Origin of the sequence: Acidovorax sp. SUPP950 (assembly GCF_030158935.1) — a bacterium.
In the GTDB taxonomy this organism is placed as follows: Bacteria; Pseudomonadota; Gammaproteobacteria; order Burkholderiales; family Burkholderiaceae_C; genus Paracidovorax.
The window spans coordinates 535,095-556,942 of record NZ_BQXE01000001.1; the positions used below are offsets into that span (position 1 = coordinate 535,095).

General features: G+C 68.6%; 18 protein-coding genes. 15 read left to right on the forward strand and 3 right to left on the reverse strand.

Features of this window, described 5'->3' with window-relative positions; translation table 11 throughout:
- Positions 1 to 83: 83 nt before the first annotated feature.
- The 6 genes from AVME950_RS02650 to mnhG are packed head-to-tail and all read left to right on the forward strand — an operon-like array spanning position 84 to position 6,264.
- Positions 84 to 3,044 (forward strand): monovalent cation/H+ antiporter subunit A, encoded by a 2,961-nt coding sequence (locus tag AVME950_RS02650; protein WP_284428663.1) that lies wholly within the window; start codon positions 84 to 86, stop codon positions 3,042 to 3,044.
- Positions 3,044 to 3,409, forward strand: a complete 366-nt coding sequence (locus tag AVME950_RS02655; RefSeq protein ID WP_272568874.1) for a Na+/H+ antiporter subunit C — start codon at positions 3,044 to 3,046, stop codon at positions 3,407 to 3,409. The genes AVME950_RS02650 and AVME950_RS02655 overlap by 1 nt, the downstream gene beginning before the upstream one ends.
- Positions 3,410 to 3,441: 32 nt before the next feature.
- Positions 3,442 to 5,124 carry a monovalent cation/H+ antiporter subunit D gene (locus tag AVME950_RS02660; protein WP_284404575.1) on the forward strand — a complete coding sequence of 561 codons (1,683 nt, stop codon included), beginning with the start codon at positions 3,442 to 3,444 and terminating at the stop codon, positions 5,122 to 5,124.
- Entirely contained in the window at positions 5,121 to 5,615 is a 495-nt protein-coding gene (locus AVME950_RS02665; protein ID WP_284401041.1) for a Na+/H+ antiporter subunit E, read from the forward strand. Before AVME950_RS02660 ends, AVME950_RS02665 begins: the two co-directional genes overlap by 4 nt.
- A complete protein-coding gene (locus AVME950_RS02670) occupies positions 5,612 to 5,896 on the forward strand; it encodes a K+/H+ antiporter subunit F (protein WP_284415051.1) in 285 nt (94 codons plus the stop codon). The genes AVME950_RS02665 and AVME950_RS02670 overlap by 4 nt, the downstream gene beginning before the upstream one ends.
- Positions 5,893 to 6,264 (forward strand): monovalent cation/H(+) antiporter subunit G, encoded by a 372-nt coding sequence (gene mnhG / locus AVME950_RS02675; protein ID WP_284401042.1) that lies wholly within the window; start codon positions 5,893 to 5,895, stop codon positions 6,262 to 6,264. Before AVME950_RS02670 ends, mnhG begins: the two co-directional genes overlap by 4 nt.
- Before the next feature lie 244 nt (positions 6,265 to 6,508).
- Here mnhG and AVME950_RS02680 read toward each other — a convergent pair whose 3' ends face one another.
- Complete coding sequence (locus AVME950_RS02680; protein WP_284428664.1) at positions 6,509 to 10,216, reverse strand: hydantoinase B/oxoprolinase family protein; 3,708 nt, start codon at positions 10,214 to 10,216, stop codon at positions 6,509 to 6,511.
- A 242-nt stretch (positions 10,217 to 10,458) separates the two neighbouring features.
- Between AVME950_RS02680 and AVME950_RS02685 the strand changes: the two genes are divergently transcribed.
- The 9 genes from AVME950_RS02685 (at position 10,459) to AVME950_RS02725 (ending at position 19,188) form a co-directional block, all read left to right on the forward strand.
- Positions 10,459 to 11,016, forward strand: a complete 558-nt coding sequence (locus AVME950_RS02685) for a pesticin C-terminus-like muramidase (RefSeq protein WP_284428665.1) — start codon at positions 10,459 to 10,461, stop codon at positions 11,014 to 11,016.
- Positions 11,013 to 11,696: a hypothetical protein gene (locus tag AVME950_RS02690; protein ID WP_284428666.1), complete on the forward strand. Its 684-nt coding sequence runs from the start codon at positions 11,013 to 11,015 to the stop codon at positions 11,694 to 11,696. The genes AVME950_RS02685 and AVME950_RS02690 overlap by 4 nt, the downstream gene beginning before the upstream one ends.
- A 57-nt stretch (positions 11,697 to 11,753) precedes the next feature.
- Positions 11,754 to 13,538: a M14 family metallopeptidase gene (locus tag AVME950_RS02695; RefSeq protein WP_284428667.1), complete on the forward strand. Its 1,785-nt coding sequence runs from the start codon at positions 11,754 to 11,756 to the stop codon at positions 13,536 to 13,538.
- Positions 13,539 to 13,845: 307 nt separating this feature from the next.
- Entirely contained in the window at positions 13,846 to 14,856 is a 1,011-nt protein-coding gene (locus tag AVME950_RS02700) for a TRAP transporter substrate-binding protein (protein ID WP_284428668.1), read from the forward strand.
- Positions 14,856 to 15,389, forward strand: a complete 534-nt coding sequence (locus tag AVME950_RS02705; RefSeq protein WP_272568849.1) for a TRAP transporter small permease — start codon at positions 14,856 to 14,858, stop codon at positions 15,387 to 15,389. The genes AVME950_RS02700 and AVME950_RS02705 overlap by 1 nt, the downstream gene beginning before the upstream one ends.
- A gap of 57 nt (positions 15,390 to 15,446) precedes the next feature.
- A complete protein-coding gene (locus tag AVME950_RS02710) occupies positions 15,447 to 16,760 on the forward strand; it encodes a TRAP transporter large permease (protein ID WP_284427132.1) in 1,314 nt (437 codons plus the stop codon).
- A gap of 95 nt (positions 16,761 to 16,855) precedes the next feature.
- A complete protein-coding gene (gene crcB, locus AVME950_RS02715; RefSeq protein WP_272547945.1) occupies positions 16,856 to 17,236 on the forward strand; it encodes a fluoride efflux transporter CrcB in 381 nt (126 codons plus the stop codon).
- A 50-nt stretch (positions 17,237 to 17,286) separates the two neighbouring features.
- Positions 17,287 to 18,150 carry an LOG family protein gene (locus AVME950_RS02720; protein WP_284428669.1) on the forward strand — a complete coding sequence of 288 codons (864 nt, stop codon included), beginning with the start codon at positions 17,287 to 17,289 and terminating at the stop codon, positions 18,148 to 18,150.
- 132 nt (positions 18,151 to 18,282) lie between these two features.
- On the forward strand, positions 18,283 to 19,188 hold the full coding sequence (locus AVME950_RS02725; protein ID WP_284428670.1) for a hypothetical protein: 906 nt from the start codon (positions 18,283 to 18,285) through the stop codon (positions 19,186 to 19,188).
- Positions 19,189 to 19,222: 34 nt separating this feature from the next.
- On the opposite strand, the gene AVME950_RS02730 is transcribed toward AVME950_RS02725, so the two are convergent.
- Together AVME950_RS02730 and AVME950_RS02735 are read right to left on the reverse strand one after the other, a co-directional pair.
- Positions 19,223 to 20,410: an MFS transporter gene (locus AVME950_RS02730; RefSeq protein WP_284428671.1), complete on the reverse strand. Its 1,188-nt coding sequence runs from the start codon at positions 20,408 to 20,410 to the stop codon at positions 19,223 to 19,225.
- Position 20,411: 1 nt separating this feature from the next.
- Positions 20,412 to 21,827, reverse strand: coding sequence for a DNA recombination protein RmuC (locus AVME950_RS02735; protein ID WP_502869376.1), 1,416 nt, complete (start codon positions 21,825 to 21,827; stop codon positions 20,412 to 20,414).
- Between the last annotated feature and the right edge of the window lie 21 nt (positions 21,828 to 21,848).

Below are 21,848 nucleotides of genomic sequence, written 5' to 3' on the forward strand. Positions count from 1 at the left end.
GAGCCCGCAGCACGCCCAATCTCCGGGCTCTGCTAGGGTATTCATAGCATGTCCGAAAGGCATGCCCGTAGAATCGTTCGGGCATGCCCCTGATCCTCCTCGTCCTCCTCCCCTTCATCGGCAGCCTGTTGGCGGCGGTGCTGCCGTCGAACGCGCGCAACACCGAATCCACGCTCGCCGGTGCGATCGCGCTGTTCTGTGCGGTGCAGGCTGCGCTGTACTTTCCGGAGATCGCCGCGGGCGGGGTGCTGCGCCAGGAAATCCCCTGGCTGCCCGCGCTGGGGCTGAACCTGGTGATCCGCATGGACGGATTCGCCTGGATGTTCTGCATGCTGATCCTGGGCATCGGCTCGCTGGTGGTGCTGTATGCGCGCTACTACATGTCGCCGGCCGATCCGGTGCCGCGCTTCTTCTCGTTCTTCCTGGCGTTCATGGGCGCCATGGCCGGCGTGGTGCTGTCGGGCAACATCATCCAGCTGGCCTTCTTCTGGGAGCTCACCAGCCTGTTCTCCTTCCTGCTGATCGGCTACTGGTACCACCGCCAGGACGCGCGCCGGGGCGCTCGCATGGCGCTCACCGTGACGGGCACGGGCGGGCTGTGCATGCTGGCAGGCATGCTGGTGATCGGGCACATCGTGGGCAGCTACGACCTCGACCATGTGCTGGCCGCCGGCGAGCAGATCCGCAACCACCCGTGGTACCTGGCGGCCCTGGTGCTGGTGCTGCTGGGTGCGCTGACCAAGAGCGCGCAGTTTCCCTTCCACTTCTGGCTGCCCAACGCCATGGCCGCGCCGACGCCTGTGTCGGCCTATCTGCACTCGGCCACGATGGTCAAGGCCGGCGTCTTCCTGCTGGCGCGCATGTGGCCCGTGATGGGCGGCACCGAGCCCTGGTTCTGGCTGGTGGGCGGCGCGGGCGTGTGCACGCTGCTGGTGGGCGGCTACGCGGCCATGTTCCAGAACGACCTCAAGGGGCTGCTGGCGTATTCCACCATCTCGCACCTGGGCCTGATCACGCTGCTGCTGGGGCTCAACAGCCCACTGGCGGCGGTGGCAGCGGTGTTCCACATCATGAACCACGCCACTTTCAAGGCCTCGCTCTTCATGGCGGCGGGCATCGTGGACCATGAAAGCGGCACGCGCGACATCCGGCGCCTGTCCGGACTGCGCACCATGATGCCGGTGACGGCCACCCTGGCGATGGTGGCCAGCGCCTCCATGGCGGGCGTGCCGCTGCTCAACGGCTTTCTGTCCAAGGAAATGTTTTTCGCCGAGACGGTGTTCCTCGACGCCTCGCCGCTGGTGGCGACCGTGCTGCCCGTCGCCGCCACGCTGGCCGGCGTGTTCAGCGTGGCCTACTCGCTGCGGTTCATCGTGGACGTGTTCTGGGGCCCGCGCGCGCAAGACCTGCCGCGCCAGCCGCACGAGCCGCCGCACTGGATGCGCGTGCCCGTGGAACTGCTGGTGCTGGCCTGCCTGGTGGTCGGCATCTTTCCCGCGTGGTCGGTGGGGCAGTACCTGGACGCGGCGGCGCGGCCGGTGGTCGGCGGCCCGTTGCCCGAGTTCAGCCTGGCCATCTGGCACGGCTTCAATACCCCCTTCGTGATGAGCCTGGTCGCCCTGGGCGGCGGCACCGCGCTCTACCTTCTGCTGCGCCGCCAGCGCGCCGCCGGCAAGGTGGATGCGCCCCCGCTCATCTACCGCGTGAGCGGACGGCGCCTGTTCGAGATCGCCCTCACCTGGCTCACGCTGTGCGGGCACAACGGGCGGCGGCTGATGGCCACGCCGCGGCTGCAGTGGCAGATGCTGTGGCTGGTGCTGGCGGCGCTGGCCGGCGCGGCCCTGCCGCTGTGGACGCAGGGCCTGCAGCTCGGCGACCGCGGCACGCTGCCCCTGTCGCCGGCCTTCGTGGTGCTGTGGACGCTGGGCTCGATCTGCGCGGTGGCCGCCGCGTGGCAGGCCAAGTACCACCGGCTGGCGGCGCTGACACTGATGGGCGGCGCGGGCCTGTGCACCTGCATCACCTTTTTGTGGTTCTCGGCGCCCGACCTGGCGCTCACGCAGATCGTGGTGGAGATCGTCACCACCGTGCTCGTGCTGCTGGGCCTGCGCTGGCTGCCCCGGCGCGACGAGCGGCTGCGCGGCGTGGACACCACCCACCCGGGCATCGTGCGGGCACGGCGGCTGCGCGACATGGCGGTGGCGCTGGCCGCCGGCGGCGGCATGGCCTGGCTGGCCTTCACCATGATGAGCCGGCCGTTCCCCGAGAGCACCTCCACCTTCTTCCTGGAGCGCGCGCAGACCGAGGGCGGCGGCACCAACGTGGTCAACGTGATGCTGGTGGACTTCCGCGGCTTCGATACCTTCGGCGAGATCGTGGTGCTGGGCATCGTCGCCCTGACGGTGTATGCGCTGCTGCGGCGCTTCCGCCCGGCGCGCGAGACCATGGACCTGCCCGAGCAGCAGCGCAACATGCCGGCCGATCTGCAGACCGACCTGCTCAACCCGCGCAATGCGACCGACACCGCCATCGGCTACCTGATGGTGCCCGCCGTGCTGGTGCGGCTGCTGCTGCCGTTCACGGCGCTGGTGTCGTTCTACATGTTCATGCGCGGCCACAACGAGCCGGGCGGCGGCTTCGTGGCCGGGCTGGTGCTGTCGGTGGGGCTGCTGCTGCAATACATCATCTCGGGCACGCACTGGGTCGAGGCGCATCTGCCGCTGTACCCGCGCCGCTGGATCGGCACGGGGTTGCTGTTCGCCCTGGGCACCGGGCTGGGCGCCATCGCGCTGGGCTATCCGTTCCTGACCAGCCACACCGCGCACCTGCACCTGCCGGTGATCGGCGAGATCCACATCGCCAGCGCGCTGTTCTTCGACATCGGCGTCTTCACCCTGGTCGTCGGCTCGACGCTGCTGATCCTCACCGCCATCGCCCACCAATCGGTGCGGGGCCACCGCTACCACGCGCGCCTGGCCGAGGAGCGCGAGGCCGAACTGGCGGCCAGCCCCGACGCCACCGCCCCCGAAGGAGGAGCCCGCTGATGGAAATCGTTCTCGCCATTGCCATCGGCGTGCTCACCGGCTCCGGCGTGTGGCTGCTGCTGCGCCCGCGGACTTTCCAGGTCATCATGGGCCTGGCCCTGCTGTCGTATGCGGTCAACCTGTTCATCTTCAGCATGGGCCGCCTGGGTCTGGCCATCAACAAGGAGCCCGTGCTGGTGGAAGGTGTTCCGAAGGACCTGCTGCACTATGCCGACCCCATGCCGCAGGCGCTGGTGCTGACCGCCATCGTGATCGGCTTCGCCATGACGGCGCTGTTCCTCGTGGTGCTGCTGGCATCGCGCGGCATGTCGGGCACTGACCATGTGGACGGCACGCGCTCGCACGACGTGCAGGAGATGCCGTGACCCCGGCCCTCGCGCACGCCCTTTCCGCATGGATGCCGCACCTGATGCTGGTGCCCATCGTGCTGCCGCTGCTCACCGCCGCGCTGATGCTGCTGCTGCGCGAAGAGCGCCAGCGGCTCAAGCTGGGCCTGAACATCGCATCCACCTTCCTCGGCCTGGTGGTGGCCACGGCGCTGCTGCTGTGGACGGCCCAGGCCACCGTGCCCACCACCATGGGCGTGTACCTGCCGGGCAACTGGCCCGCGCCGTTCGGCATTGTGTTGGCGCTGGACCGGCTCTCGGCCATGATGCTGGTGCTGACCAGTGCCGTCGCCCTGTGCTCCATCGTCTTCGCGGCCGCGCGCTGGCACCGCGCCGGGGTGCACTACCACCCGCTGTTCCAGTTCCAGCTGATGGGGCTGGCGGGCGCGTTCCTCACCGCTGACCTGTTCAACCTGTTCGTGTTCTTCGAGATCATGCTGGCCGCCTCCTACGGGCTGCTGCTGCACGGCTCCGGACGCACTCGGGTACAGGCCGGGCTGCACTACATCGCCATCAACCTGGCGGCCTCGTCGCTGTTCCTCATTGGCGTGTCGATGCTGTACGGCATCACCGGCACGCTGAACATGGCCGATCTGGCGCAGAGCATTCCCAAGGTGGCGGCGGCGGACCGGGGCCTGCTGCACGCAGCGGCGGCCATCCTGGCCACGGCCTTCCTCATCAAGGCCGCGATGTGGCCGCTCAACTTCTGGCTGGTGCCGGCCTACAGCGCCGCCACCGCGCCGGCCGGCGCGCTGTTCGCGCTGATGACCAAGGTGGGCGTGTACACCATCCTGCGGCTGTGGACGCTCATGTTCAGCAGCGAGGCCGGCGCCTCCGCGCTGTTCGGCAGCCTGTGGCTGATCGGCGGCGGCATGATCACCATGGCCTTCGGCGGCATCGGCATGCTGGGCTCGCAGCGGCTCACGCACCTGGCGGGCTATGCGGCCATTCTTTCGTCCGGCACGCTGCTGGCGGCGGCCGGTTTCGGGCAGAACGTGCTGACCGCCGGGCTGCTGTACTACCTGCCCAGCTCCACGCTGGCGATCAGCGCGATGTTCCTGCTGGGCGACCTGATCGACCGCTGGCGCAACGACGGCGCCACGCTCGCGCCGCACGAGCGGCACGACGACGCGCCCTTCCTCACGGCCGAGCTGGTGCCCGCCGCGGGCCTGAACCTCGACGAGGACGAGACCGTGCTGATCGGCCGGGTCATTCCCGCCGCCGCCGCCTTCCTGGGCCTGGCCTACCTGCTGTGCACGCTGGTGATCGCCGGGCTGCCGCCGCTGTCGGGCTTCGTGGGCAAGTTCGCCATGCTGACGGCGCTGCTCAACCCGCTGGGCCTGGGTTCGTCGTCCGGCTACCAGCCCGGCACGCCGGGATGGGTGCTGCTGGCGCTGATGATCGTCACTGGCCTGTTCGCGCTGATCGCCCTCACCCGCACCGGCATCCGCTATTTCTGGACCACGCACGACCGCCGCCCGCCCCAGCTGCGCGTGCTGGAAGGCCTGCCGATCGCGCTGCTGCTGGCCGGGTGCATCGGCCTCACGCTGTACGCCGGCGCGGTGATGCGGTTCACGCAGGCCACCGCCAACGCGCTGCACACCCCGTCCAGCTATATCCGCGCGGTGATGTCGGCGCGGCCCGTGCCCGGGCCGGTCACGCCGGCGCAGCCGCCCGCGAAGGAAACGCCATGAAGCGCCTGTTCCCGGCCCCGCTGCTGTCCGTGGCGCTGTTCGTGATGTGGCTGATGCTCAACCGCTCGGTGAGTGCCGGGCAGCTCGTGCTGGCGGCGTGCGTGGCCATCGCCATCCCGGTGCTCACGCGTGGCCTGCGGCCCCTGCCGGTGCGCATCCGCCGGCCCGGCACCGTGCTGCGGCTGGTGGCGTCCGTCATCGCCGACAGCGTGGTGTCCAACCTGCGGCTGTTGCGCTTTCTGGCAACGCCATCGGGCCACCGGCCGCACCCGCCGGGCTTCGTGCAGATTCCACTGGAGATGCGCGACCCGAACGCCCTGGCGGTGCTGGCGATGATCGTGTGCATCACCCCCGGCACGTCGTGGGCCGAACTGTCGCTGGACCGTTCGGTGCTGATGCTGCACGTGCTGGAGCTGGACGACAAGCAGGCCGCCATCGATCACGTCAAAACGCGCTACGAGCGCCCCCTGATGGAGATTTTCGAATCATGACCAACGGTTCCATCCTGTCCATCGCGCTGCCGGTCGCCGTCTTCCTGCTGGTGCTGGCGATGTCCTGCGCCCTGGTGCGCATGCTCAAGGGCCCGTCGGCGCAGGACCGGGTGCTGGCCCTGGACTGCATGTACCTGAACGGCATGCTGTGCATGCTGGTGCTGGGCATCTACTACGGCAGCACGAACTACTTCGAGGCGGCGCTGCTGATCGCGCTGCTGGGCTTTGCCAGCTCCACGGCGATGGCCAAGTTCCTGCTGCGCGGCGAGGTGATCGAATGACCGCCACCACCCTGCCCCTGTGGGCCGAGATCGCCATCGCGGCCCTGGTGCTGGCCGGGTGCGGCATCGCCCTGCTGGGGTCGCTCGGGCTGCTGCGCCTGCCGACCTACTTCGAGCGGGTGCACGCGCCGTCCGTGATCGCCACGCTCGGGTGCTGGTGCATCGTGCTGGCCACGCTGCTGTACTTTTCGGTCCAGGGCGCCGGGCTGGCGCTGCACGCGCTGCTCATCGGCCTGTTCGTGGCGGTCACCGTGCCGGTGACCAACATCTTCCTGATGCGCGCCGCCCTGTTCCGCGCGCGCCGGGCCGGCCAGAACGTGCCGCCCAGCCTGAGCCGCCTGCACGAGAGCACCGACCGCGACTCCTGAGGCGATCGTCGGCGCATCTTTTCGGCGCGTTTCTCGGCGTGTTTCTCGGCGCCTTCTTCGACGCATTTGCTACCAAATTTATAGCAATATGCCCTAGAAGAATATTCCGCCACGGCCTGTTTGACCACATGCCGAACGGTCCGTACCGGACGAGCGGCATCGGTGGCTGGACACAGCCGAACGCTACTAATTCAATAGCATGATGCCCTAGTGGAATCTGCGCTGACGGCCTTTTCCGCTCGAATCAAGAACCCGCCCCACCGAAGCCGCCGCCACCCGGCGTGTGCACCTCGAACACATCGCCCGGCTCCATCTGCGCCTGGCCGATGTGCTCCAGCACCTCCACCCGGCCGTCCGCACGCACCACGCGGTTGATGCCCGGCTGCCCCGGCTGGCCGCCCGCCATGCCGAACGCGCCGTGGCGGCGCCCGTTCGACAGGATGCCGGCCGTCATGGGTTCGAGAAAACGCACCCGGCGCACGCCGCCATTGCCGCCGTTCCAGCGCCCCGCCCCGCCCGAATCGGCGCGGATGGCGTAGCTCTCCAGCCGCACCGGAAAGCGGAACTCCAGGATCTCGGGATCGGTCAGGCGCGAGTTGGTCATGTGCGTCTGCACGACACCGGTGCCGTCGAAACCCTCCACCAGTTCCCCTCCATCGCCGAACACCCCACCGGCGCCGCTGCCGCCCGAGATGGTCTCGTAGTACTGGTGGCGGTCGTTGCCAAAGGTGAAGTTGTTCATCGTGCACTGGCTGCCCGCCGACACGCCCAAAGCGCCCAGCAGCGCGTTGGTGATGCAGGTGGAGGTCTCCACGTTGCCCGCCACCACGGACGCCGGCGGCAAGGGGTTGAGCATGGAGCCGGGCGGGATGATGACCTCCAGTGGCTTGAGGCAGCCGGCGTTCAGCGGAATGTCGTCGTCCACCAGCGAGCGGAACACGTACAGCACCGCGGCCATGCACACTGCGGTGGGGGCATTGAAGTTGTTGGCCTGCTGCGCCGAGGTGCCGGTGAAGTCGATCACCGCGCTGCGGGCGGCGGCGTCCACGCGCACCGCGACCTGGATCTGCGCGCCGTTGTCCAGCGGCAGCGTGAAGGCACCGTTCTGGAGCCGGGCGGCCAGGCGGGCGATGGCGCGGCGCACCGACTCCTCGGCGTTGTCCTGCACATGGCCCATGTAGGCCTGCACCACGGGCAGGCCGAACTGCTGCACCATGCGCCGCAGTTCCTGCACGCCCTTTTCGTTGGCGGCGATCTGCGCCTTCAGGTCGGCCAGGTTCTGCTGCGGGTTGCGGCTGGGGTATTCGCCGCTTTGCAGCAGGGCCGTCATTTCGGCCTCGCGCAGCACGCCGCGCTCCACCAGCTTGACATTGTCAATCTGCACGCCCTCTTCCTCGATGCGCGTGGAAAACGGCGGCATCGAGCCGGGGGTGGTGCCGCCCACGTCGGCATGGTGGCCGCGGCTGCCGACGTAGAACGTGGGCTCGGCCTCTTCGGCCAGGTACACGGGCGTGATGACGGTAATGTCCGGCAGGTGGGTGCCGCCGTGGTACGGATCGTTCAGCACGTACACGTCGCCCGGCTGCATGCGGCCGGCATTGCGGTGGATGACCGCCTTGATGCTCTCGCCCATCGAGCCCAGGTGCACCGGCATGTGCGGCGCGTTGGCGATCAGGTGGCCTTCGGCGTCGAACAGCGCGCAGCTGAAGTCGAGGCGCTCCTTGATGTTCACCGAGTGCGCGGTGTTCTGCAGCTGCAGCCCCATCTGTTCGGCGATGTTCATGAAGAGGTTGTTGAACACCTCCAGCAGCACCGGGTCCACCGTGGTGCCCAGCGCATGCCGCACGCTGCGCGCGGTGGTGCGGTCGATCACCAGGTGGTCGAGGGCCGTCAGCGCGGCCTGCCAGCCCGGCTCCACCACGGTGGTGGCGTTCTTCTCGGCAATGATGGCCGGGCCGGCGATCACATCGCCGGGGCGCAGGTCCTCGCGCACCACCAGGGCCGCGTCGTGCCACGCGGGCACGCTGTCCACGCCCACGGTGTACATGCGCACGGTGCCACGGCGCGGCGCCTCGCGCGGCGGTTGCAGGGCCTGCATCGGCTCGACCGGCGCGTCGCCGGCCACCACCGCCTCGACCGAGACCGCCTCCACGATCAACGCCCGGCCCCGCATGAGAAAGGCGAAGCGCTGGCGGTAGGCGGCCTCGAACCCCGCCGTGATGGCCGCCACCTCCGGCACCTCGCCGACGGGCACGACCAGCGCCGCGTCCGAGCCCTCGTACCGCACATGCACCCGGCGGCGCACCGACACCGGCGCACCGCCTTGCTGCTGCTGTGCCATCTCGGCCCGGGCCGCCTCGGCCAGCGCATCCAGCGTGTGGGCGATGCCGCCCAGGGCCTCGGACGACAGGCGCGCTTCCACCGCCTGCTCGCGGATCAGGTTCTGGTCGGCCAGGCCCATGCCGTAGGCCGACAGCACGCCGGCCAGCGGGTGCACGAACACGCGCTGCATGCCCAGCGCATCGGCCACCAGGCAGGCATGCTGCCCGCCCGCGCCGCCGAAGCACTGCAGGGTGTAGCGCGTGACGTCGTAGCCCCGTGCGACGGAGATCTTCTTGATGGCATTGGCCATCTGCTGCACCGCGATCTGGATGAAGCCGTGGGCCACGTCGTGCGCGGGGCGGCCGGCCTGCGCCGCCAGGTCGGCAAAGCGGGCCTGCACCACGCCCGCATCGAGCGGCTCGTTGCCGCCGTGGCCGAACACGTGCGGAAAGTGCGCGGGCTGGATCTTGCCCACCATCACGTTGGCATCGGTCACGGCCAGCGGCCCGCCCCGGCGGTAGCTGGCCGGCCCCGGGTTGGCGCCCGCGCTCTGCGGGCCCACGCGAAAGCGCGCGCCGTCGTATTCCAGCAGCGAGCCGCCACCGGCGGCCACGGTATGGATGCTCATCATCGGCGCGCGCATGCGCACGCCCGCCACCTGGGTTTCGAACTCGCGCTCGAACTCGCCCGCGTAGTGGCTCACGTCGGTGGACGTGCCGCCCATGTCGAAACCGATCACGCGCACCGAATCCCCCGGGCCCGCGGCCCCGCCGGCACCTCCTGCGCCGCCTGCCTCGCCCGCGAAGGCCAGCTCCGCCGTGCGCGCCATCCCCACGATGCCGCCGGCCGGGCCGGAGAGGATCGCGTCCTTGCCCTGGAAACGGTGCGCATCGGTGAGCCCGCCCGACGACTGCATGAAGTACAGCGGCACGCCCGGCATCTCGGCGGCCACCTGCTCCACGTAGCGGCGCAGGATGGGCGACAGGTAGGCATCCACCACCGTGGTGTCGCCCCGGCTCACGAACTTCATCAGTGGGCTGGTGCCGTGCGAGGTGCTCACCTGCGTGAAGCCCGCCTCGCGCGCGAGCCGCGCCGCCGCCTGCTCGTGCGCGGTGTAGCGGTAGCCATGCATGAACACGATGGTCACGCTGCGCAGGCCCGCGTCGTGGGCGGCCCACAGGCGCTCGCGCAGGTGGGCCTCGTCCAGCGCCTGCTCGACCTCGCCATGGGCCCCCACGCGCTCCTGCGCCTCGATCACGCGGCTGTACAGCAGCTCGGGCAGCACGATGCGGCGCTCGAACAGTCGGGGGCGGTTCTGGTAGGCGATGCGCAGCGCATCGCGAAAGCCCCGCGTGGTCACCAGCAGCGTGGGCTCTCCCTTGCGCTCCAGCAGCGCGTTGGTGGCCACGGTGGTGCCCATCTTCACGCACTCCACCTGCGCGGGCGACACGGGCGCGCCGGGCTGCAGGCCCAGCAGGTGGCGGATGCCGGCCACCGCGGCATCGCGATAGTGCCCGGGGTTTTCGGACAGCAGCTTGTGAGTGACCAGGGTGCCGTCGGGCCGGCGGCCCACCACGTCGGTGAAGGTGCCGCCACGGTCCACCCAGAACTGCCACAGTTGCGTTGCCATGTCGATGCTTTCCTCAGCCTGTTACGAATGAAATGGTTGGACAACATTGACGCAGGCATCACCTGCGAGACAGGAGAGCATCCACGATCTGCCGACCTTTTTCGATGATATCTTCGGCCCGCGGCACGCCGCTGCGGCCCGCTTGCATTCATTGCGTGGGCGATTTTCGGCGCCCCGCCCCCTCAACGAACCAGCCCATTCCAACGAGTGCGGCAGCCACCGATCCCCTTCATCCACCAGACATGCCAGAACAAATCGACTATGCCTTCCTGAGCGCCCTGGAGGGCGGCTCGCTGACCACCGGCTACGTGCCGGCGGCCAACGTGAGCAAGAGCGGCGTGACCATCGCGACCGGGTTCGACCTGGGCCAGCGCTCCGAGAGCGATCTGAAGAACCTGGGCCTGGCCAGCGGCCTGGTCATCAAGCTCAAACCCTACCTCGGCACCAAGGGCACCGACGCCAAGACGCTGATCGAAAAGACCCCGCTGACGATCACTGCCGCCGAGGCCGAATCCATCGACAAGGCCACCAAGGCCAGCCACATCGCGAGCGTGAAGCTCAAATACGATTCGGCCACGGCCGCCAAGAAGAACTTCATCGACCTGCCGGCGGAAGCGCAGACCGTCATCGCGTCGGTGTCGTTCCAGTACGGCGTCAACCTGGATGCCGCCACGCCGAAGTTCTGGAAGGCCGTCACCGAACAGGACTGGACCGAAGCGGTCAAGCTGCTCAAGAACTTCGGGGATGTGTATCCCACCCGCCGCGGCAAGGAAGCCGCCCTGCTGGAGAAAGTCAAATGAAACGATGGATCGCCCTGGCCAGCGCCGCGATGGCTTGCGCCGCCCTGCATGCTGCACCTGCCAACCCTGGCGCCGACCACGCGGTCGGTGTGGTGCATGTCACCAACCCGGAACTGCTCTCGGCGCTGCAGAACCTCAAGGCCTCGCTCACGGCAGAGCGCACGCCGCTCGCGTTCGACAACGGCGCTTCGGCCAAGAACTGCCTCGAATATTCGGACCTGCTGTCGAAGAGCCAGCCGGTCGAGTCGACCCGCAACTTCGAGATCCGCAGCGAATACCGGCTGTGCGACAGCATCCGCGTGATCGCGGGCAAGCCCTTCGTCGCGCAGAAGGCCGCCGCCTCCGGCAAGCAGGGCAAAACCCTGTATGAAAAACTGGACCTGCGGTCGTTCCCCTCGTCGCTGCGCAATCGCGCCGATGGCAAGAAGCACACGCTCCAGACGCTGCTGCCCGGCACGCCCCAATCCGAAGGCAGCGCCGTCCAGGTGGAAACCCCGGAGCAGTTCTTCCGCCTGGAGGTCGTGGGCACCATCGACCACGGCAGGGGCCACCCGCCCGAATGGATCGTCTGGGTGACGGACGAGCTCAAGAACGGCACCTACCGCGGGTACAGCAACATCGTCGTGCATCCGCCCCGTGCGGCGTCCGGCCTGTACACCGCGGCGGCATCGCCCCGATGACAATGGGCGCTCCTTTCCTTTAGCCCCGTCACCGGGGCGCCGCAGGTACCGAATCGCATGGCCTCTTTCGTCCCCCACCGTCCCTTGCTGGACCAGACCTTTCCCCGCACCCTGTCCGCCTGGGTGGAGCGTTTCGGCCAACCCGCGTTTCGCGGCGCCCGCATCGAAGGCTGGCTGTTCGAGGGCGTGGCCGCGCGGCGCGCGGCCGAGCAGCGCCTTGCGGCGGTGGGCGTGGTGGCGCGGTTTCGCAGTGCCTACAAGCCCCTGGTGCACTACTTTCTGGAAGAGGTCGATACCGCCCAGCTGGCCACCGCCACGGTGCGCTACCCGGTGCCGGCCACCGGCTCGCCCGGGCGTTTTCTGCTGGAGGCGTATCCGCTGGCCGACCTGCTGGCCGGGTGCGACCTGCGGTTCGAACCCGGGGGCGACGACCTGCACTACGGCGTGGCGCTGCGCTTTCGCGATGGCCGCGAAACGGTCGATCGGGTCTTCGCACCCAACCGGGTGCACGAAGACCCCACCAGCCCGGACCCGCTGCTGTCGCCCACGGGCTGGCTGCGCGTGGACGCGTCCGGTGCGCCGGACAGCAACCAGGATGCGGCCGAATCCACCGATTTCGAAGACCTCTTCGCGCACGCCATGCGCACGCTGCGGGAGCATGCCTGGCCCGCGCAGGAGCCCTATTTCGAACGGCTGGACATCCGCGTCGACCTGCCGGGCTTCGAGCAGCCGCTGTCCACGCCGCACGAATGCATGAGCCTGCACGAGGCCCTGCACGAAGACCTGTATTTTTCGCTGCTCGAGTTCTTTCAGCAGCACTCCGGCCGCCCTGCGGGCGACCGCCGGCTGCAGCCCGGGCAGATCGTGCCCGACATCCGCCAACACGACGGCCCGCCACGCCTGCGCATCGCGCTGCGCGCCTTCGACGTGGCCGCACAGGACGCGGGCGCCTGGGCGGACACCACGGCCGGACAGGCCCTGGACGACATGGGCCAGGCTCCGCCGCCCGAGCGCATCGCACAAGCGATGGCGCGGCTGGGCGGCCAGCGCTTTTCCGCGCGCAGCCGCCAGGGGCGCGAGGTGCTGGGCCTGTACCGCACCGGCACCGAGGCCCCGATCCTGCTGAGCGGCGGCCAGCACGCCAACGAAACCTCCGGCGTCGTGGGGGCCCTGCGCGCGGCCGAGGCGCTGCATGCGCGGCCCGGCGCGCACTTCGCCCTCATCGCGCTGGAGAACCCCGACGGCTATGCGCTGCACCGCGAACTGGGCGCGCACCACGCCCACCACATGCAGCATGCCGCGCGCTACAGCGCGCTGGGCGACGACATCGAATACCGCGAGACGGCGCCGCTCTACGAGCGCGAAGCCCGCGAACAGGCCCTGGCCCTTTCCGGCGCGCAATTGCACATCAACCTGCACGGCTACCCCGCGCACGAGTGGACCCGGCCGCTGTCCGGCTATGTGCCGCGTGGCTTCGGCCTGTGGACGGTGCCCAAGGGGTTCTTTCTGATCCTGCGCCACCACCCGGGCTGGCAGGCCGAAGGCCGTGCGCTGCTGGAGCAGGTGGCCGCGGCGCTGCAGGCCGTTCCCGGCCTGCCCGAGTACAACGCCCGCCAGATGGCGCTGTATGAGCACCATGCGGGGGCGTTGCCGTTCGAGGTGATCCATGGCACGGCCTGCACGCAGTCCGAGAACCCGCGCGGTGCGCCGGTCACGCTCATCACCGAGTTCCCGGACGAGACGGTGTCGAGCGATGCCTTCCGCTTCGCGCACGGCGTGCAGAAGGCCGCCGTGCTGGCTGCGGTTGACGCTTGGCAGGCCATTCTTTCCGAGCGCGGCTGATTGCGCTTGGGTGAATGGGGGGATCGGGCCTTGTTCCCTTCGGCGGTGCGTGACGTGGTGCACGCCCGGCGCTGAAGGCCATCGCATCGCTTGCCGCAAGCGCCCGGCGGCATGAAAACAGGGGGGGTTGGCAGCCCCCTTCTCTGGCACGGTCTGTGCATACCGAACCGCACTGGCGATGGGCCCGGTCCGGGCCTTTGCCATGCGCTTTGTTCAGGTAAACACCTGAGGGTGTTGCCGCAAACACGCGGTTACATTGAATGCGGTCTTTCGTTTCCCTGTCTCACTACCACTGTGGAGTTCATCGATGAAGCGTAGCGCTCTCCCTCTGTCCGCATGGGCCCTTGCCGGCGCCCTGGGTTGCGGACTGTGTGCCCCCACCGCGTTCGCGCAGACCAAATGGGACCTGGCCGCCGCCTATCCCGCCACCAACTTCCACACCGAGAACCTGATGGAGTTTGCCAAGGACGTGGACACCGCCACGGGCGGCAAGCTCAAGATCACGGTGCATGCCAATGCATCGCTGTTCAAGGCCAACGAAATCAAGCGCGCGGTGCAGGGCGGGCAGGCGCCGGCCGGCGAGATCCTGCTGCCCAACTTCGAGAACGAGAACCCCATCTTCGGCGTGGACGGCATTCCGTTCCTGGCCACCTCGTACGCCGATTCCAAGCGGCTGTACGAAGCGCAAAAGCCTGTGCTCGAAAAACTGCTCAATGCGCAGGGCCTGCGGCTGCTGTACACCGTGGCCTGGCCTCCGCAGGGCATCTACTCCAAGCGGGAAATCACCTCGGTGGCCAATCTGCGGGGCATCAAATGGCGCGCCTACAGCCCCGCCACGGCCAAGATCGCCGAGCTGATCGGCGCGCAGCCCGTCACCATCCAGGCGGCTGAGCTGTCGCAGGCCACGGCCACTGGCGCGGTCGAATCGATGATGACCTCCGGTTCCACCGGCTACGACAGCAAGCTCTACGAGAGCATCAAGTACTTCTACGACACCCAGGCCTGGCTGCCCAAGAACGCGGTCATCGTGAGCAAGAAGGCCTTCGACGCGCTCGACAAGCCCACGCAGTACGAACTGCTCAAGAGCGCCGCAGCGGCCGAGGCCCGCGGCTGGAAGGTCAGCGCGGAAAAGAACGAGTGGTACAAGAAGGCCCTGACCGACAAGGGCATGAAGATCCTCCCGCCCCCGCCCAAGCTGGTGGCCGACCTGCGCCAGGTCGGTGACATCATGCTGGCCGACTGGCTCAAGAAGGCCGGCCCCGATGGCGAGGCCATCATCGCCGCCTACCGCAAGCCGGCTCCCATGGCAGCCAAGTGATGCGCCGCTTCCTGGACCGCCTGTACCTGGGCGCGGGCGCCCTGGGCGCCACCTTCGTGGCCCTGATCTGCGTGCTGATGATCGCGCAGAGCGTGCTGCGCGAGGTCGGGGTGCGCACCGGGGCGCTGAACGACGTGGTGGCGTGGTTCTGCGCCGCCGCGGCGTTCTTCGCCATGGCGCATGCCTTCAAGCACGGCGACTTCGTGCGGGTCACGCTGCTGCTGGAAAAGCTCTCGCCGCCCCGGCGCCGGCAGTTCGAGATCGTCTCGCTGGCCATCGGCTCGGTGGCAGTGGCTTACCTGGCCTGGTCGGCGTGCCTCTTCACTTACGAAAGCTGGGAATTCAACGATGTGGCCCAGGGCCTGCTGCCGCTGCCGATGTGGATTCCCCAGATGAGCTTCGCACTGGGTTCGGTGCTGCTGTTCGTCGCGGTGGTCGATGAATTCATCATCGTCCTGCGCGGCGGCGTGCCCACCTTCGTGCGCGAAGTCGAGGACCGGCATGCGCGCGGCGATTTCTCTTCCGACATCTGACCCTCCACCCGACCTGAACCCTCGCTGCGGCCCGGCCGGGCCCGAAAGAAGAATCCCATGGACATTCTGATGGTGGGCGGCATCTTGCTGCTGCTGATGATCGTGCTGCTCTCGGGCGGCGTCTGGATCGCGATGACGCTGGCGATCTGCGGCTGGGTCGGACAGGCGTTCTTCACGAACACGCAGCCGGGCAAGAATTTGTTCTCGGCCTTCTGGGAAAGCAATGCCAGCTGGGAGCTGGCGGCGCTGCCGCTCTTCATCTGGATGGGCGAGATCCTCTTTCGCACCAAGCTGAGCGAAGAGATGTTCGAGGGCCTGCGGCCCTGGCTCAACCGGGTGCCGGGCCGGCTGATGCACACCACCATCCTGGGGTGCGGCATCTTCGGATCGGTGTCGGGCTCGTCCGCCGCCACCTGCGCCACCATCAGCAAGGTGGCCCTGCCCGAGCTGCTCAAGCGCGGCTACGACGAGCGCCTGGCGTTGGGCTCGCTTGCCACGGCAGGCACGCTGGGCATTCTCATTCCGCCATCCATCACCATGGTGGTGTATGCGGTGGCGGCAGATGCCTCCATCATCCGCATCTTCCTGGCCGGCTTCCTGCCGGGCCTGCTGCTGATGCTGCTGTTTTCGGGCTACATCGGCTGGTGGAGCCTGCGCAACCCCGACAAGGTGCCGCCGGCCGATGCACCGACGACCTTCCGCCAGAAGATCCGGCAGTCCGGCAACCTGATTCCGGTGGCGGTCCTGATCGTCTTCATCGTGTGGGTGCTGGTGGCCGGCTACGCCACCGCCACCGAGTGCGCCGCCTACGGCGTGGCCGGCTCGCTGGGGCTGGCGCTGTGGAGCCGCTCGCTCACGTGGAAGAACTTCACCGAGGGGCTGATGAGCACCACGCGCACCAGTTGCATGATCATGTTCATCCTGGCCGGCGCGGCCTTCCTGACCAAGACCATGGCCTTCACCGGCATTCCGCGCGAGCTGGCCGAGTGGGTCAATGCGATGAACCTCTCGCCCTTCGCGCTGATTGGCGTGCTGACGATCGTCTACCTCGTGCTGGGCACGGCGCTGGACGGCATCAGCATGATCGTGCTCACCAGCGCGGTGGTGCTGCCCATGATCCAGAAGGCCGGCTTCGACCTGATCTGGTTCGGCATCTTCATCGTGCTGCTGGTGGAGATCGCCGAGGTCACGCCACCCGTGGGCTTCAACCTCTTCGTGCTGCAGAACATGACCGGCAAGGACAGCAACACGATCGCACGCGCGGCCATTCCGTTCTTCCTGTGCCTGGTGGTGTGCATCGCGATCATCACCGTGTTCCCGCAGATCGTCACCGTGCTGCCGGACCTGGTGATGGGCAAGGACGGCGGCTAGGCGCCGCCGTCCTGTGCCGCTGGCCGCCGCCACTCCACGGGAGGAAGATGAGCGCCTCGGCGGCGAGGCCCCGGGTTTTTGCGATACTTTGCGGCATGCTGCTCAACGTCGCCGTCATCTGCCTGGCCGCCTGCCTGGGCGCCCTGCTGCGCTGGGGCTTCGCCCTGTGGCTCAACCCCGGCGGCCTGCTGCCCTGGGGCACGCTGGCGGTGAACCTCATCGGCGGCTACCTGATCGGCATCGCCATCGCCGTGTTCACCCAGCGGCCGGACATCGACCCGGCCTGGCGGCTGCTCATCATCACCGGCTTTCTCGGCACCCTGACCACCTTCTCCAGCTTCTCTGGCGAAGTCGTGACCATGCTGATGCAGCAGCGCTATGGCATCGCGCTGGCCACGCTGCTTTTGCACGTGGGCGGCTCCTTCACCCTCACCTGGGCCGGCATGCGCACGGCCCTGTGGTGGGCGGCCCGCTGACCGACGGCCCGGCAACGGGCCCTTCTTTTTTGCCCGCACAATCTCACCCCATGGATTCCAATACCGAACTCAACGACAGCCGCCTGGCCAATGCCTGGGCCGAATTGAACAACCACGCCGTGAACGGCAACCCGCTGCACGCCGATGCCTACCGGCTGGCGTTCGCAGACCCCGAATTCCTGCTGCGGCGTGAAACGCGCGGCATCCGCTTCCAGCTCGAAATGCTCAAGCCCGACCTGGGCCAGACCGCGCAGGGCATCGAGAACACCGTGGTGGTGTACGGCAGCGCGCGCTTCATCGCCCCCGACGAAGCCGAGCAACAACTGGCCGATGCCGAGGCCAGCGGCGACGACAGCCGCATCGCGCGCGCCAGGCTCGCCGTGCGCAACGCCCGCTACTACGACCTGGCGCGGCAGTTCGCACGCGTGGTCGCCGAGCACAGCGAACAGCAGCAGCCGGCGGACCGCATCTACGTGTGCACCGGCGGCGGCCCCGGCATCATGGAAGCCGCCAACCGCGGCGCGCACGACGTCGGCGCGCTCAACGTGGGCCTGAACATCGCGCTGCCCCACGAGCAAAGCGGCAACCGCTTCATCTCCCCCTCGCTGAGCTACAAGTTCCACTACTTCGCGCTGCGCAAGATGCACTTCATGATGCGCGCCAAGGCCCTGGTGGCATTCCCCGGCGGCTTCGGCACGCTGGACGAATTGTTCGAAGTGCTCACCCTCGTGCAGACCGGCAAGGCCAAGCCGGTGCCCATCGTGCTGTTCGGCACCGACTTCTGGAAGAAGCTGGTCAACTTCGATGCGCTGGTGGAGCAAGGCACCATCTCCGCCGCCGACCTGAACCTGTTCCACTACACGGACGACCCGCAGGAAGCCTGGAACATCATCAAGGCGTTCTACAAGCTTTGAATCCGGCCTGACCGCGCTGCAACCGGGTGCGTTCACCCGTTGTTTCGCACCATGGGCCGGAGCATCGCATGGCGCCGGCGGCATTCCGGCGCAGCGCGAACAATGGGCATTTTGGCTTTTCCTCAAACCACCATGCCCCGCATCGACGCTCCCAATCCCTCGGCCCAGGCCGCGTCCAGCGCATCGCAACACACGCAGGCAGAGCCGTCCGATGTGCGTCGGCGCTCCAGTGCGCGCCACCAGGCACCGGAAGGCCTGCAGCAGCGCGCAGATGCACCTGCCGCCGCGCAGCATGCGCCGCAACCGGCACGCGTTCGCACGGGACTGCAGGCCTTGCGGCAGACAGCGCAGGCGGCGGTCGATGGCGGCACGGTCGTCGCACATGCCGGTGCACGCATCGGCGCGGCAGCCGGTGCTGCCTTTCTGGCAGACCCTGTCCGGACCACCGGAATCGCCATGCTGGCGGGTGGCAGCAGTTACGCCTTGATCAACCACCAGCGCGCCAATGACCTGGAAACCGTGAGAGGGTCGGCGATCGCTTTCGCGGGATACACGTTGATGGCAACACGCGCTTTCTTCGCGATGCTTCCTGGCGCCGCCCAGGCGGTCGCGGACGGCATCCAGGCGGCACCCGGGGCCCTTCGGGACATAGCGGAGGGCATCCAGGCGGCACCCGGGGCCCTTCGGGACATGGCAGAGGCCTTCCAGGCCTTGGCGCAAGCCGCCATGGCAGAGGGACGTGAGCCCCAAATTTCCCAGGAACTGGCCGTCGCTGCCCTCGGTATGATTCTCGTCATGGGCGAGCCCGATCCCGACGACCCGGAGGACCTGTCACAAGAGGTGGGGCGCCATGTGCCCCAGGTGGTCGATCACCTCATGGACCTGAGACAGGGATCCGCATCCGAGACCGTCCATGCGGCTGCGCTGGCAGCAAACGAAGTCCCGGCGCAATTGGTGCGCAACCTCCACGCCCTGGTGACTGCCGATTCGCCGGTGCTGTCTCAGCGCCCCAATTCCCGGGGTGCCAGACCGAACTGAAGCCGGCAAGGGAGCGGCCGGATCGGCCACGGCCTCAATGCGGCACGGCGGAATGCGCGTCACCGTCTCCCAGGCGCGCGGCCAGCCGGGAGCCGCCGCCCACCACCGCACCCACGACCCAGAAAAGCCCCGCCACGCCGATCAGCGCCCCTGCCGATCCGAACAGCACAGGCATCAGCACGCTCGAACCATTGATGGCCATCAGCCGCAGGCCGAGCGCCTCGCCGTGGCGATGCGATGGCGTGATCTGGTGCAGCATGCTCATGATCATCGGCTGCACCGATCCCAGCGCGAAGCCCAGCAGCACCGAACACAGGCCCAGTGCCCACGGGTTGGGCAGCAAGGGGTACACCGCGAACAGCACCGCCGTGGTGACCATCGCCCAGGTCACCACGACCGCCTCACGCAGGTGCGCCGCCACCAGGGGCATCAGCACGCGAATCACGGCCGCCGCAATGGCGAACGCACCCAGGATGGTGCCGATCACCGACGCCGACAGGCCGCGCTCGTGGCCCAGGAGCGGCACCACGAAGGTGTGCACGTCCCAGCACGACGACAGCAGCCAGTTCACGATGAGCAGGCGGCGAAAGCCGGGCTCGGTCAGCAGGTCCCAGGCCCGGGGGCGCACGCCGCCGGCCGCCGCGATCACGGGCGGCAGTTCCACCGTGGCCCTCACCCAGAACCAGGTGGCGATGGGCAGCACAGCCATCAGCGCGAAGGCGGCGCGGTAGCCCTCGGTGCTGCCGGCCGTGGGACCGGCATGGTCGATGAGCATGCCGGCACAGAACGGCCCGACGAAGTTGGACACGGCCGGGCCGATGGCCAGCCAGCTGAACACCTGGCGCAGCTGCGTGGAGTCGTGCGCCGCGCGCCCCACATGGCGCTGCAGGGCAATGGTGGCGGCACCCGTGGCGCCGCCCGTCATGAGCGCGGCCAGGCACAGCATGGGAAACACCGGCCACACCAGCGCCCCGGCCGCCCCGACCACCGCCACGACCACGGCATAGCCGACCGGGCGCTTGAGGCCGTGGCGGTCGGCATAGCGGCCCGCCGGCAGCGCCAGGAACACCTGCGTGAGCGCGAACAGCGCGAGCAGGATGCCGACCGCCGCCGCGCTGTAGCCCTCGCGCAGGGCCAGCAGCGGCGCGGCCAGCCGCATGCCGGCCATGCAGGCGTGGATGCAAATCTGTCCGGCGATCAGGCGGGCCAGTGCGGTGTTCATGTCAAACGGCCTCGTCTTCGGTGGTGGGCGGCAGGCCGCCATCCGTGGCACCCGCCCCCGCCGCCCCCGGGGCCGGCAGGGCCTGCACCTCGCGCAGCTGGCGCTGGATGGCGCGCGTGCGCACGCCCACCTCGTCGAACCGCCGGGCCGCCGCGTCGATGGATTTGCGCGTGGCCTCGACCACGTCGCCGAACTTGGAGAACTCCATCTTCACCGCACCGAGCAGGCCCCACACCTCGGAAGAGCGCTTTTCGATCGCCAGCGTCTTGAAGCCCATCTGCAGGCTGCTGAGCATGGCCGCCAGATTGGCGGGCCCGGTGATCATCACGCGGCAGTCGTTCTGCAGCGCCTCCACCAGCCCGGGCCGGCGGATCACCTCGGCGAACAGGCCCTCGGTGGGCAGGTACATCACGGCGAAGTCGGTGGTGTGCGGCGGCGACACGTACTTGGCGAAGATCTTGCGCGCCTCGGCCTTGATGGAAGTCTCGAAGGCGTTGCCCGCGGACAGCACCGCCGCCTTGTCGGCCAGGTCCTGCGCGTCCAGCAGGCGCTGGTACTGCTCCACCGGGTACTTGGAGTCGATGGGCAGCCACACGGGCTGCTCGTCGCCCCGGCCCGGCAGGCGGATGGCGAACTCCACCAGGTCGTCGCTGCCGGGCATGACCTTCACGTTGCGCGCGAACTGGTCCACGGTGAGCACGTTCTCGATGATGGCGCCCAACTGCATCTCGCCCCAGGTGCCGCGCGTCTTCACGTTGGTCATCACGCGCTTGAGGTCGCCCACGCTGCCGGCCAGCGTCTGCATCTCGCCCAGGCCCTTGTGCACCTGCTCCAGCCGGTCGCTCACCAGCTTGAAGGATTCGCCCAGGCGCTGCTCCAGCGTGGCGTGCAGCTTCTCGTCCACGGTGCGGCGCATCTCCTCCAGCTTGGCGGCGTTGTCGGCCTGGATGGCGGACAGGCGCTCATTGAGCACGCCGCGCAGGGCCTCGCCGGTCTGCGTGAGTTCGGCACGGAAAGCGCCCAGCGCCTGCACCAGTTCCTGCCGCGCCGCGACGGCATCGGTCTGGCCCAGCGCCAGGCGCTGCTCCAGCTTGCCTTCGAAGGCGGTGAAGGCCGCGAGCAGCTCCGCCCGGCCGCTGCGCGACTCGTGCACCGCCTGGGCCAGCCGCTCGTCCACGGCCTGGCGCACGCTCTCCAGCGTGCCCTGCATGGTCTGCGTGAAGCCGCGCAGCTGCTGGGCCATGCCCTCCAGCGCGCCATCGTTCTTGGCCACCGCCAGCTGCGTGGCCTGGGCCGTGGCCTCCAGGCGCTGCAGGCGCATCAGCCACTCGGGGGGCAGTTCGGCGCGCTGGCTGCGCAGCAGCAGAACCCCCAGCATCAGGACGACCAGCACCAGCAAACCCAGGACAGCGAACATTTCCAAAACCCGACACTCCTT